The sequence below is a fragment of the Acinetobacter sp. 809848 genome, from assembly GCF_000581275.1.
GTDB classification, from domain to species: domain Bacteria; phylum Pseudomonadota; class Gammaproteobacteria; order Pseudomonadales; family Moraxellaceae; genus Acinetobacter; species Acinetobacter pittii.
On record NZ_JEXG01000016.1, the window covers coordinates 1 to 14,176 of the forward strand.

The 14,176-nt window shown below is 38.3% G+C and carries 11 protein-coding genes; 6 read left to right on the forward strand and 5 right to left on the reverse strand.

What is annotated here, in order from left to right; all coding sequences use genetic code 11:
• The 3 genes from J536_RS14370 to J536_RS14380 form a co-directional block, all read left to right on the forward strand.
• Window positions 1-368, forward strand: a 368-nt coding sequence (locus J536_RS14370) for a glycine zipper (protein WP_032063190.1), incomplete at its 5' end; no start/stop codon positions are given.
• Between the two features lie 133 nt (window positions 369-501).
• Window positions 502-1,506, forward strand: a complete 1,005-nt coding sequence (locus J536_RS14375; protein WP_032063191.1) for an LLM class flavin-dependent oxidoreductase — start codon at window positions 502-504, stop codon at window positions 1,504-1,506.
• A 148-nt stretch (window positions 1,507-1,654) separates the two neighbouring features.
• On the forward strand, window positions 1,655-2,218 hold the full coding sequence (locus J536_RS14380) for a hypothetical protein (protein WP_032004706.1): 564 nt from the start codon (window positions 1,655-1,657) through the stop codon (window positions 2,216-2,218).
• A gap of 39 nt (window positions 2,219-2,257) precedes the next feature.
• Here the strand turns inward: J536_RS14380 and pgaD are convergent, their stop codons facing one another.
• The 5 genes from pgaD to J536_RS14405 form a co-directional block, all read right to left on the reverse strand.
• Window positions 2,258-2,716 carry a poly-beta-1,6-N-acetyl-D-glucosamine biosynthesis protein PgaD gene (gene pgaD, locus J536_RS14385; protein WP_017480835.1) on the reverse strand — a complete coding sequence of 153 codons (459 nt, stop codon included), beginning with the start codon at window positions 2,714-2,716 and terminating at the stop codon, window positions 2,258-2,260.
• Window positions 2,713-3,960: a poly-beta-1,6-N-acetyl-D-glucosamine synthase gene (gene pgaC, locus J536_RS14390; RefSeq protein ID WP_014207132.1), complete on the reverse strand. Its 1,248-nt coding sequence runs from the start codon at window positions 3,958-3,960 to the stop codon at window positions 2,713-2,715. The genes pgaD and pgaC overlap by 4 nt, the downstream gene beginning before the upstream one ends.
• Window positions 3,960-5,786: a poly-beta-1,6-N-acetyl-D-glucosamine N-deacetylase PgaB gene (gene pgaB, locus J536_RS14395; RefSeq protein WP_032063192.1), complete on the reverse strand. Its 1,827-nt coding sequence runs from the start codon at window positions 5,784-5,786 to the stop codon at window positions 3,960-3,962. Before pgaB ends, pgaC begins: the two co-directional genes overlap by 1 nt.
• Complete coding sequence (pgaA, locus tag J536_RS14400; protein ID WP_032063193.1) at window positions 5,786-8,227, reverse strand: poly-beta-1,6 N-acetyl-D-glucosamine export porin PgaA; 2,442 nt, start codon at window positions 8,225-8,227, stop codon at window positions 5,786-5,788. Before pgaA ends, pgaB begins: the two co-directional genes overlap by 1 nt.
• A gap of 387 nt (window positions 8,228-8,614) precedes the next feature.
• On the reverse strand, window positions 8,615-9,451 hold the full coding sequence (locus J536_RS14405) for a pyruvate, water dikinase regulatory protein (protein ID WP_002119749.1): 837 nt from the start codon (window positions 9,449-9,451) through the stop codon (window positions 8,615-8,617).
• A gap of 147 nt (window positions 9,452-9,598) precedes the next feature.
• Here J536_RS14405 and ppsA point away from each other — a divergent pair, with 147 nt between their 5' ends.
• The 3 genes from ppsA (at window position 9,599) to cyoA (ending at window position 14,175) form a co-directional block, all read left to right on the forward strand.
• A complete protein-coding gene (ppsA, locus tag J536_RS14410; RefSeq protein WP_005803576.1) occupies window positions 9,599-11,986 on the forward strand; it encodes a phosphoenolpyruvate synthase in 2,388 nt (795 codons plus the stop codon).
• Between the two features lie 64 nt (window positions 11,987-12,050).
• Entirely contained in the window at window positions 12,051-12,806 is a 756-nt protein-coding gene (locus J536_RS14415; RefSeq protein ID WP_002119677.1) for an RDD family protein, read from the forward strand.
• A gap of 316 nt (window positions 12,807-13,122) precedes the next feature.
• Window positions 13,123-14,175, forward strand: coding sequence for a ubiquinol oxidase subunit II (cyoA, locus tag J536_RS14420; RefSeq protein WP_002119579.1), 1,053 nt, complete (start codon window positions 13,123-13,125; stop codon window positions 14,173-14,175).
• The last annotated feature ends 1 nt before the right edge of the window (window position 14,176 follow it).

Below are 14,176 nucleotides of genomic sequence, written 5' to 3' on the forward strand. Positions count from 1 at the left end.
TTGGTGGTACCTCAGGTGCAACAATCGGTGCTGCTTTAGGTGGTGCTGGTGGTGCAGCAGCAGCAAGTGATCGTCGTAATCGTACAGAAGCTGCAATTGGTGGTGCTTTAGGTGGTGGTGCTGGTTATACAGTCGGCAAAAATATGGGCGGCACCAACGGTGGATACATCGGTGCAGCAGTAGGTGCAGCTGGTGGTTCTGCATTAGGTCGTAAAGTTGCTGAAGACCGTAACTACGATGACCGTTATGACCGTGATCGTTACGATCGTGATGACCGCAGATATTACGATGGTGACCGTCGTTATTATAAAGGTGGTAGCCGTCGCCATGACAATGGCTTACACCGTGGTTGGTATAAAAACCGCTAATTCACAGATGAATCAAAAGAGCACCTTCGGGTGCTTTTTTATTTATAGCTAAAAATTAATATCGAAAAAAAACGATATACATCACACCCCATATATCGTATTATTTCGATATATCCTTATTCGAGAATATCGCATGCGATCACTTCAAGATACCAAGTTCTCCATTTTGGAACTTGCTCCTATTCGTAATGATAAAACCATCGAATTCTCATTACGTCACGCATTAGAATTGGCACAACATGCAGAAAAACTAGGTTATGAACGTTTCTGGCTTGCTGAACATCACAACATGGATGGAATCGCAAGTTCAGCTACCGCTGTCTTACTCGGTTTTATTGCAGCACATACACAGCATATTCGCTTAGGTTCAGGCGGAATTATGCTTCCTAACCATGCTCCTTTAGTTGTCGCAGAACAATTCGGGACGCTTGCTACTTTATATCCAAATCGTATTGAACTTGGTTTAGGCCGTGCTCCCGGTACAGATCAACTCACCATGCGAGCTTTACGCCGTGGTCATCAAGAAACAGAAGATCAGTTTCCTAGAGATGTTGTCGAAATCTTAAAATATTTCGATGTACCTCAAGCAGGACAAAAAATTATTGCAACACCGGGGCAAAGCACACATGTTCCTGTTTGGTTACTTGGATCTAGTCTATTTAGTGCACAACTCGCGGCAAAACTTGGACTTCCCTACTCATTTGCATCACATTTTGCACCACGTATGTTAGGTCAAGCCATTCAACTTTATCGAGAGAACTTTGAACCTTCTGAGTATCTAGATAAGCCATATGTTTCAATGGGTGTACCTGTTGTTGTAGCAGATACAGATGAGGAAGCACAGTTTCTAGCAACAAGTGCTTACCAACGCGTATTAGGTTTAATTCGTGGAGAAAGTTTGAAGCTTAAACCTCCAGTTGAATCAATGCAGGGATTATGGAATACAGCAGAACAACTTTCTGTCGAAAACTTCTATGCAATGGCACAAATTGGTTCTGTAGATACGGTTCGCTCTGGTTTACAAAAGCTGTTAGCTACATACGATGTTGATGAATTTATTTTTACATGTGATGTATACGATACAGCTAAACGTTTAGAAAGCTTTACACAACTCATGAATGTAAAATCAGAACATTAAACTCCGCTTCGCATTCCCATACTTGAATTAATTTCGAGTATGGGATGACCATCTATCTGAAAAGACTTTACCCCAACTTCCTGCTTGGTTATTTATATTAAAACGATAAAAACATCATGATTTAAAAAACCAAAAGGACTTTTGGAAAATGAGTATTAATATTAAAAATAACACTTCAAAATCAGTGATTTTTCAGAATATCTCTCAAGATTTCGAAGATTTTACTGGTCAAGTGATTTCCTCAACATCAATTAAAGAGTTTGACTTTTCACATTCATCTGTCGCGATTATTGGTACAAATCAAGATAGCGTGACTCATCTTGAAAAAATCTGCCAGCAAGCAAAATTTGTGACTGTCTTCCAAATCACCCCTCATTTTATTTTGCCCCATAGTCAGATGGGTACACATAAGTTAATTACTCACCCACTTATTATCAAAAACCGCAGGTTATTTAACAATCGTGTTAAAAGCATTCTGGCATTACGTTTTCTAGAAACCCAAGTAAACGAACCATGGCTTAAGCGTCTTTTGACTCCCAATACTGCAACCACCAAAAAAGTATTTTTTAAATCCGACAGTTATTATGCAGCACTTCAGAAACCCAACTGTAAATTGCAAACATGGCCAATTGTTAAAATTACCAATAGATCTATTCACAGCATGGATGGTATAGAACAACCCGTTGATATTATTATCAGAGCAATACCATAAAAGTAAAAAAAAGCATGGTTTTAGGCCATGCTTTTTTATTTACTCATATTTTTGCAAATTACCATGATCATCGTAATGCAAAATGATGCGCTGTTTTTCTTGCAAATCATTTAGCATATCGGAAGTAACTGAAAATTGGGCCGCTAATAATTCTACAGAACTATTAGGTGCCTTAGCACGTCGGTCCTCACCACTAAACCTAATCCAGTTATAACTTGCCCATAAAATTAAAATAAGCGCGCTAATTCCGATCATTAATGCTAAATGTAATAAGGTCTTAACTTCTGATAAGTGGTCTATCCAGACGTAATCATAAATTAAGTGACCTTCAAAAACCCATAAAAACAGTGAAACCAGTGGGAAAAGCAGCCACATTAAACAAATCCAGCCAATGGTTTGTAATGTATAGTTTGCTGTTTTATTTTTGACATATTCCGGCTGATCAATATATTCAGGGATATCTAAAGTCTCTATATCCTTATTTTCCTCAAGTTTCATGGGTTATCTCCACGGAAGCCTCGGTCTGGACTTACCCAACGGGCACGTTTTTTTGTGTTAAATAAAGTTTTTGGTACCGCAACGACACTTGTGAACAAAGTCAGTAGCCAGAAAAATAACGGGTACCAAATCACCCAAAAGTAATTTCTAAAAAAACGCCCTCGGTCATAACGATGATCAATCCACAAACTCACTAAAAACTGGATCAAACATGTTCCGCCTAATATTACACCGTACCACTGTGGCATAAGCGTTTTGATCTGCCATTGCTGAGGCAGCTCAATAAACAATCCCACAAAAAATAGCGTGAAGATCATGATCATCACATAAGACCAGATAATACTGACTAGCGCCTCAATCATGACCGGCCACATTCTTCGAACACGCAGTTTGAACATTTGTGGAATATATTCTATAAGAACCTCTACCCCACCTTGCGCCCAGCGAAGACGCTGTTTCCATAGACCTTTAAATGTCTCAGGCATATAGATATAACAAAGTGCTTGTGGAATATACTGAATATCCCAATGGTCTAGCTGTAACTTCCATGAAATATCAATATCTTCGGTAATTTTATCGTCTGACCAAAACCCGACTCGAGCGAGTGCAGTTTTACGAAATGCTGCAATCACACCAGATACGGTAAAAATACGACCATATGTACGTTGTGCACGTTTAATCAAACCAATAATCGAAGAAAATTCACCAACTTGTAATTTTCCTAAAATACTAGATCGGTTTAAAATTCGTGGATTACCAGTTACAGCACCAATTCGCGGGAAGTTAATAAATGGTTGCATTAACCAAAGTACCGCATGCGGATGCAACAACGCATCTCCATCGATACAAACAAGATATTCGTATTTACTAACCAGTACTCCCGATCTTAAAGCTACAGCCTTACCCTGATTTTCTGCTAAGTGTACAACCCGAAGTCGTGAATCTTGCGCTGACAATTCATCTAGAATTTCGGCGGTCCTATCACTACTTCCGTCATTAACAGCAATGACTTCAAAATTAGGATATTTGGTTTGTAGCGCATAACGAATTGTTTGGCGTACTTGCGCTTCTTCATTAAAACACGGAATGATGATACTGCATCCTTCACCTGTAGGTTCAGGAAGCGCTTGTTCGCGGTATTCTCTTTTAAAGAAAAACCAAAGTCCCCCTACCATCCATGTCCAAGCCATCAGTAAGGGATATAAAAAGGCAAAAGCAAACAGAATATCGAGTAATACTCTCATTACTTTTTCCCCTCTACCAATCCAGCAAAAGGCTGATACATCACAGGGCTAGCATTCAGACTAAGCGGATTATATAAATACTGATGAACATCTTTTGATTTTTCAAAGTCATAGCCATCAATACCGAATTTCTGGATTCCTATTCGCTGAATAGAAAAGAGCCCTTGCTGAACCTCTTCCCAAGCATTTTTTTGCGAATTTTCTGGTAATACTAAAGTCAGCATTATTCTTTGCTTATTATTTTCATCAAGTGTATTTAAGAGCGTTAACAACTGATTAAATTGTTTTTTCTTGCCAATCACATCGAACTTCAAATTGACTAAATCATGTTGCAATAAAAGCGTTTTTATAAGCTCAGGTAGATTTTCGATATGATCTAAATCAGGTGTAAGCAATAAACTAAACTGTGCCTGATTACTCATATTTAAATAAGGTTTGACCGCTTTTTTAGTCAGTTGACTCAGTTGTTCGAGCTGTTTTGATTGTTCAATGCAACTGCTTTCTTGCACGGTTATTTTTTGCATTGCGCAATTTAAAGATGATCCTGCATTAAGCTGAACACCACTTAAATTACTGTTAAAACGCGCAATATCTTTAGCCAAATCTACAGTTAGAAATGGTTTATCTTTTTGCGGATAAGCAGGCAACTCTAATATTACAGATTGACCAGCACGAGTTTGAGCCTGCCATAAACTACGATTTAGAATATCTTGTTGAACAGATATTTTATTTGTAGGGAAATAAGCGACATCATATTGCCCATCTCCATCTTTGTCTTCTAAAGGCTTTAAGATTAAAGCGTTGTTTTTTAAGCTATACAGTTTTGATAATAACTGCCCAAGTTTTTCATCAGTTTGGGTATTGTGGGGCGCTGCCAAATGCTTTAAATCCATACTCACAAAATGACGCGATTGCTTAAATAAATCTGACTCTTCGAAATTCAGAATATTTAACATTCCTTCTGTCAGTTGTTCGGCTGTAGGGTTATCAATGACTAAACTACGCTTAAAAGTTGAGTCACTCACGCGATTCATACCATCACGTCCCAAACTGAATGAAAACTGGAAACCTGCCTGTTGTGCTAGCTTCTCTAACTGTTCATTCACGGCGCCATAAGGCCAAATAATTGCTTTAGGGTTAACCCCTACTTCTTTTTTCAAAACTGCATAAGATTTTTTTAAATCCTGCAAAATACGTTGTTGATATTCCGCATCGGTTTCATAACGTGATTGCGATTTTAAATAGGCATAAGAAGTTGCAGCAGGTTGCTCATTACCTTGAGGATTGGCTAATACACCATGATGCAAATCATCACTATGGCTTGCAAACTCGGCTAACCCCGATGCTTGCATTTCACGAACTTGAGCCCAGTTCACCAAGTTACCCTGCCCATAAGCTTCATAACCTGCCTTAGTATTGCCATTTAACCAACTGGTTGGAAGAGCAAAAACTGCTGGAATCTGATATTGCTTCAGCAAAGGAAATACTCGGCTATAACTACTTAAAGCACCATCATCAAAGGTCAGTAGAATAGAGTTATGAGGTAATTCTTTACCTTGCTTACGTGCCTCTTCAATGTCTTTTAGTCGAATCGGTTTCCAGTCCGACTGGCTAAGCCAATCGAGGAACTGTGCCAGATTATTGGTCTGAATCGCATAAACATCGCGGTCACCTTCCTTGAGTACGTCATCTCGCACGTCATGAAAAGTTAACGAAACCGTATGATTTTTTGGTAGTTCAGTTTCAATGCGGGCATGAGAAAATTGTACGGGTAATAATGTTGAGGCAAACACACAGCTCAACATTTTTGACATCATGTTATTCATTAAAAACGCCCTTCAAATCCGAAAATACCGTAGGTATGTTGTTCATCATGACCATCATATGGATGGTATTGCCAACCAATTCCATAATTAAGTTGCCAAGTCCGTGAGAGCTGCCATTGATGTTGATATTGCAAAGAGTATGTTGGTCGAGCTGAGTAATCTGCTTGTTTATATAGCCCTACTCCAGCTTCAAAATGTTGTTTAAATGAGCGTTCGTACTCTCGCCAAGTGACCCAGTCATGGCTTAAATTCAACTCGGCACTGTAATGATTGCTTGGGCTAAAGTAAGCAGTCTGATCTTGGCTATTGCTGCCATAAAATCCACGAACGGTTCCGTAAGTAATATGGTGAGGCGCATCAAATAATCGCTCACGCCAAAAAGTAGAAAATTCTTGTTGTTTATTACCGTCACTTATATCGGTTAAGCCATAGCTCGCTCCAATTTGGCGTGACTCATATTTTTGCCATGTCAAAGCAGCACGGTAAGCTTGCCCATCCTCACCAGCATCAATTGCTTGTAATGGAATATTAGCCTGACTGTCATATTGCAATTGATATTGCCAGTGGTCGTTTAACCATTGCGACCAATCAAGACGAACACCTGCTTGGCCACCATCTGTACTTTGCGACAAAATTGCCGACAATGCCTTACGGTTTGCTTGCCACTCAGCACCAACCCCATAACGTTGGTCATGCACATCACCAAAACGGTATTCACCGTAACGATCTTGATGCCAAGCAAATAGACGATAATTATCTTTAATCCAAGGGCTATTAACACGAGTTTCCATTTCTCGATCTTTTAAGCCATTTTGCCCACTCACAGAATCGCTATTTTCTGCTTTACTCTGCCCCCAAGTTGTAGAGTGCGAGATGGTTGCTCTATCACGATCATCCAACTCTTTTCGACTTTTAACTACACCGCTATCTTCAGGATAATATTGCAAAAGACTTTCTGTACTTTTGCGCCATTCAGGAATATGTCCTAAAGCCTGAGCATTTTGCATTTGATTAATACGCGTATCTTTAGCAACGGGTGTTAAACCATTTAAACGAGCAATTGTTTGCTTTGCCTGTAACGGTTTATCTCTCCAGCGCTCAACACGAGCAAGGTTATTAATTAAACCTTCATTAGCAGGTGCAAGATCTACTTGTTTTTGAAAGTGCTTTTCTGATTTATCCAAATGATTTGCATAAGCTAAATGCATGCCTTGTAAAGCAATATAATCATCACGATCAGGATGGCTTGATTTATCTACTCCCTTGGCTTGGCTATATTTATACGTAGGGATTAAACGATCAACCTCACTTAAAAGTTGTTCAGCTTGCTTATATTTTTCTTGTTCAATATAAGAATAATAAAGCCCCGTATATACCGTCATATCTGAGTAGTTTTTTTCGGTAAGTAAGGTTTTAAAAGCGAGTTCAGCCTGCTGCGGTTGTCTTTCAGCTAAATAACTATCAGCAATCGCATGACGAACATAAGCTGGTAGCTTTTCAAACGGTACATTTAATTTAGTAAATTCATCTAATACCGTACGGCTACGCCCACGAAAGTCCAAAGCATACAAATAGTCATAATGAAATCTTAAATAATTAGGGTCTGACGGTTGAATCAAAGGCTGTATTTGTTCACCTTGTTTCAACACAGCATCAAGCTCGGCAAAGCCTTCACTGTCCGACATGCCTTCACGATTCAAATATTTATAGCGGGTAATTGCGTTATTTACACGTTGAGAAAACTCGCTGACTTGTAACCAGTGTTGTAACGATTCTGTTTGCGCATTTTTATCACTGGCAGTCAGCAACTGCTGAGCTTTTTTATAAGCGCCTACAGCCGCCAAGTCGTAACTATATTCTTGCAAAACCGCAAAAGATTTTGGTTGTTGTTGATAAGCTTGCTCGATTGCAGATAAAGCATCTACAGGTGAATTAATGAGTCGATATGCATAAGCAATTTGAACAAATTGATCGGCTGTAAGATTTTTACTCTTAATACCAGATAAATGCACCTTAGCATTTACAGGATCTTTAGCCTCAGCATATAGAACCGCTAATAAAATCTGCCCATCAGATGTCTTTTGAATATTAAATTTATTCGACCACTCAATTGCATTTTTAAAGTGTTTAAAATCACGAAAATTACGTATTAATGGTAGTTGCCCATATTCTGGAAAAGTCACATAATTAACATTTGCTAAATACTGAGAAGAAAAAGTTAATAAATCTCTTTTTTCACTTGACATTACAACTAAATAATCAGCCAGTAATTTTTGGTCATGTGGATACTTATTTAGCAATTGTTCTAATTGCAATATTGCTTGTTGAGTTTGCCCAGTTTTGTAAGTGTGAATAGCTTGCTCTCGCAATTCATCTACTTGAGCAGCATATAAATTAAGAGGCAAGATATATACCAATGAAAAAACACATTTTTTTAGCATTTTGATAATCGGATAGTCCCATATCGAGGTGGGAAAGTATAATTAAAATTAAAAACCAATCACACAATACCAAAAAAGTGTGACCTATTTAACATTTTACAAATTGTGGATTTTTCATGAATGCTTTTAAAAAATATTTATAAAAAATAAAGAATTACTATTTTTCAGCACAATAAAAAACATACACTTCTTTTCAATAGTGTTATTTAAATTTACAAATGAGTTTCAAAATAACTACGGGCTTATAACCAATAAAAACTATTTAATAATATTTAGTTTTATATATAAAACTTTAATTTTTGTCTGTGATATATATTAAAAAACCATTCAACTTATCTATAAATTAATATACAAAAATTGAATGGTTAAAATAAACAATTGATTAAATTAACCAATACGACGTTTTAATCCCGTCATTTGTAAAATACGAGTTGAAATCTCTTCAATCGACATTTCGGTCACATTTAAATATTTAATGCCTTCTGAAATATAAATCCCTTCAATTGCTCTTAGCTCCATTTGGCATTGGCTAAAACTTGCATAACGGCTATTCGCTTTACGTTCACTACGAATTGCGACCAAACGCTCAGCATCAATCATCAAACCAAATAACTTGCTACGATGAGCTCTTAATACTGCTGGTAAACGGTTATCATCTAAATCTTCTTCAGTTAACGGGTAGTTTGCAACGCGAATACCGAATTGAAGAGATAAGTAAATGGAAGTCGGTGTTTTACCCGAACGGGAAACTCCAATTAAGATTAAATCCGCTTTATCATAATGACGAGTACGTGCCCCATCATCATTATCAAGCGCAAAATGAACAGCATCGATACGGGCTTTATAATATTCAGAATCGGTTACCGCATGAGTCTGCCCGACCAATGTTGTTGGTGGTGTTCCAAGTTCTTGTTCAAGTTTACTAATTAAACCTTCAAACACATCCAGATTAACCGCTTTAGCCGTATTAATAATCTCTCGCACATGCGGATCGACTAAAGTATCAAATACTAAAGGTAGACAACCGTCTTTGGTTTGGCATCGATTAATCTCAACCACCACATCCATTGCCGCCTCTTCAGTTGTAATATATGGCATGATGTGAATATCAAAATCTACATTGGGAAATTGTGCTAATAACGAATGTCCAAGAGTCTCGGCAGTAATTGCAGTTCCATCAGAAATAAAAAAAACACTCCGCTTAAATTGTTTACTTTCTGACATTAAAATTCTCCTTAAACATTTGTCTTAGTGCTATATAATCTTTATAGTAAACTGATCTTACATGACTGTCGCTTAGTATAATTCTCAACTAAGCACTTTATTTTTATAATTTCATGCCAAGATAGACATTAATACTGCAAAAGTGGAGTGAAAACTTTGGAAGCGCGCGTAATCGGTCTAGAAAAATTAGGGAAACACGATGTCGAACTCGTAGGTGGGAAAAACTCATCTTTGGGTGAAATGATCAGCCATTTATCAAATGCTGGTGTATCGGTACCTGGTGGCTTTGCAACTACTGCTGCTGCCTATCGTGAGTTCTTAGACCAAAGTGGTCTTAACGCTCGAATTCAAGCAGAACTTGCTCAACTCAACGTCGATGACGTAAATGCTCTTGCAGAAACAGGCGCTAAAATTCGTCAATGGATTGTAGAGACTCCACTCACTGCAACCTTAGAACAAGAAATTCGCGCCGCTTTTACAGCACTTTCTAACGGCAACCCTGATATCGCGGTTGCCGTTCGTTCATCTGCAACTGCTGAAGATTTACCAGATGCTTCTTTCGCGGGTCAACAAGAAACTTTCTTGAATATTCGCGGTATTGATAACGTACTTATTGCGATTAAAGAAGTATTTGCTTCTTTATATAATGACCGTGCAATTTCTTACCGTGTGCATCAAGGTTTTGATCATGACATCGTTGCACTTTCAGCGGGTGTTCAGCGTATGGTTCGTTCTGAAACTGGCGCTGCGGGTGTAATGTTTACACTTGATACAGAATCTGGTTTCCGTGATGTTGTATTTATCACTGCCTCTTACGGTTTAGGTGAAATGGTTGTACAAGGTGCCGTTAACCCAGATGAGTTTTACTTATCTAAACCATTATTAAATGCAGGAAGACATTCTGTTTTACGTCGTAACCTTGGCTCTAAACACCAAAAAATGATTTATGGTGAAGAAGGTTCCGCGGGTAAATCTGTTGTTGTTGTTGATGTTGAAAAACAAGATCGTCAACAATTCGCTTTAAATGACCATGAGTTACAAGAGCTTGCAAAACAAGCGCTTATCATTGAGCAGCATTACGGTGCGCCAATGGACATCGAATGGGCAAAAGACGGTGATGACGGTCAAATTTATATTGTTCAAGCCCGTCCTGAAACTGTAAAAAGCCGCCAAAATGTAGGCACTATGGAACGCTACCTTCTCAAACAAAGAGGTACTGTTCTTTGTGAAGGTCGTTCAATTGGTCAACGTATTGGTTCTGGTAAAGTCCGTATTGTTAACTCAATTAAAGAAATGGACAAAGTTCAAGAAGGCGACGTTCTTGTATCAGATATGACCGATCCTGACTGGGAACCGGTAATGAAACGTGCTGCTGCAATTATCACTAACCGTGGTGGTCGTACATGTCACGCAGCAATTATTGCACGTGAACTTGGTGTACCAGCGATTGTTGGTTGTGGGAACGCAACAGAAGTATTAACTGATGGCCAGGAAGTAACTGTTTCTTGTGCTGAAGGTGATACAGGTTTCATTTACGAAGGTGCTTTAGATTTTGAAGTTCAACGCAACTCAATCGAATCTATGCCTAAGCTTTCGTTCAAAATTATGATGAACGTAGGTAACCCTGACCGTGCATTTGACTTTGCTCAAATTCCAAATGAAGGTATTGGCCTTGCTCGTCTTGAGTTCATCATTAACCGTATGATCGGTGTGCACCCTAAAGCCCTACTCAACATTGATAGCCTACCTCGTGAAACTCGTGCTGCGGTTTTAACTCGTACAGCGGGTTATGCTTCACCTGTAGATTTCTATGTTGAAAAATTGGTTGAAGGTATTGCGACTCTTGCTGCTGCATTTGGTGACAAGCCAGTGATCGTTCGTATGTCTGACTTCAAGTCAAACGAATACGCAAACTTAATTGGTGGTAAGTTATACGAGCCTGAAGAAGAAAACCCAATGCTCGGTTTCCGTGGTGCAAGCCGTTATGTATCTGATAACTTCCGTGATTGTTTCGAATTAGAATGTCGCGCACTTAAGAAAGTTCGTGATGAAATGGGTCTAACCAATATTCAAATCATGATTCCTTTTGTACGCACAGTATCTGAAGCGAAACGTGTTATTGAATTACTTGCACAAAATGGCTTAAAACGTGGTGAGAACGGCTTAAAAGTAATCATGATGTGTGAATTACCAACTAATGCCTTGTTAGCTGAACAATTCTTAGAGCACTTCGATGGTTTCTCTATTGGTTCTAATGACTTAACTCAGTTAACGTTAGGCCTTGACCGTGACTCAGGTATTGTTTCACACTTATTTGATGAACGTGATGCAGCTGTTAAAGCTCTTCTTTCAATGGCAATCCATGCCTGCCGTAAAGCAGGTAAATATGTAGGTATCTGTGGTCAGGGTCCTTCAGACCATCCAGATCTTGCAAAATGGTTAATGGAACAAGGTATCGAATCTGTCTCTCTTAACCCAGACTCAGTTTTAGATACATGGTTCTTCCTTGCTGAAGAAAAAATCAAGCAAATCTAATATGTTATAAAAAAAGGCCCATCCGTGGGTCTTTTTTCATCTTTAGAATAGAGAATTTTTATTTATGCAAATTTACTTGGCACGTAATAATCAACAAGCTGGGCCTTATACTTTAGAACAAGTAAATCAAATGTTGGCTAGCCAACAAATTTTGTTAACTGATTTAGCTTGGCATGAAGGCATGACAGAATGGAAAGCTTTAGGAGAATTAACCCAAGGTAAACTTGTATATCAACCTATCGGTTATTCTGTACCTACAATAAACACGAATACATCAACTAATGAAACTATTCGTCAAATTCGTGTAGAACCTAAAGTTCATGAACTTGCGTCTATTCCGGCTCGGGCTTTAGCAAAAATTATTGATTTATTGCTTTGGTTACCAATCGCTGCAATTCCTTCTTTTTTCTTTAATGAAGCTCAATATAAGCAATTATTCGAGCTGCAAAAACAGATGCAATCTGCCGAAGTCGCATCGACTAAAGCTGCAGAATTGCAACAACAACTTTTTACTTTAATTCCAATAGAAGCTTGGCATTCAATGCTTCTTTACGTCGTAATTATGCTTGCAATTCAAGCCGTTCTTTTAACAAAGTTTGGTCAGAGTATAGGTAAGAAAATCGTTGGAATTAAAATTGTAGATGCTGAGGACAATAGCAAGGTTAATTTAACTCGCATCTTCTTATTAAGAAGTATTGTTTTTATCATATTAAACTTACTGTTTATGCCGATCAGTACAATTATTGACTATGCTTTTGCATTAGGACAAAAGCGACAAGCTTTACATGACAAAATTGCAAGAACAAAAGTGATCAAATGATAGTGAATGACTCATTCATTTAATGTCTAAAAAAAGAGGAGGCACCCTGCCTCCTTTTTTCTATAGTGAGTTGATATTTAAATAAAAGCTCTATTGAAATTAGATACCCTACAAAAAAAATCGGGTTTTAAAACAATTATTTCAGCCTACTTTATGTATAGCTTAGTTTGTCGATATGAGGCATAATGCCCTACAACGTAGCGGTGTCATATAATTGAGAAGTCTAAATTTAAGGATTAGCGTTCTCAATCATGCGACACTTTAATCGCTATCCCATATTTAATTAGGGAATGGGACTCTTCACCGAGGTTGTAAAATGAGACAAACGATTTTAGCTGTATTGTCTTTATCAACGCTTGCCGCACTTTTGACTGGGTGTGGTGGTGATATGGTACTTCTAAACTCTAAAGGTCCAGTTGGTCAAGGTCAAAGTGACCTTATGATGACTGCGATCTATTTAATGTTACTTGTGGTGATTCCTTCAATCATCATGGCATTATGGTTTGGTTGGAAATATCGCGCGTCAAATAAAGATGCAGACTATAAACCTACATGGGCACACTCAACTGCAATTGAAGTTGTAGTATGGGGTATCCCTGTCATTATTATTGGTATTTTAGCTTGGTTAACTTGGTGGGGTTCCCACAAGTATGACCCATACCGTCCTTTAGAATCAGATAAAGCACCTTTAACTATTCAAGTTATTGCTGAACAGTTTAAGTGGATCTTTATTTATCCTGAACAAAACATTGCAACAGTTAACGAAGTACGTTTCCCTGAAAAAACTCCGTTAAGCTTTAAAATCACTTCTAACTTTACAATGAACTCATTCTTCATTCCACAGTTAGGCGGCCAGATTTATGCAATGGCAGGTATGCAAACTCACCTTCATTTGTTAGCAAATGAAACTGGTGTATATCGTGGTTTCTCTTCTAACTACTCAGGTTACGGTTTCTCTCAAATGCGTTTCAAGGCGCATAGTGTTACAGAGCAACAATTCAACGAATGGGTAGCAGCGGTTAAAGCAGGTAATGGTTCAACCATTAACCCAGAAGCAGTTCAAAAAACTACGCTTGACCAAGCTGAATTGGCAACCTTACGTGATGGTAACCGTTCTAAGCATCAGATCGAGCATTTAGTAAATCGTGCTAAAGCTGCTGGTGATGAAAAAGCAGTTGCTGAAGCTGAAGCTATGAAACCGTTCCCGACTAAGCCACACCCTGTGACTTATTACTCTACTGTTGAGCCTAAATTGTTTGAAACAATTATCAACCACTATATGAGTAACTATCATGGTGTTGACCACTCTGCTGAACACGCAACAGCTGACACTCATGCTGCAGCTGAACACGCTGCTCAAGGGGAATAAG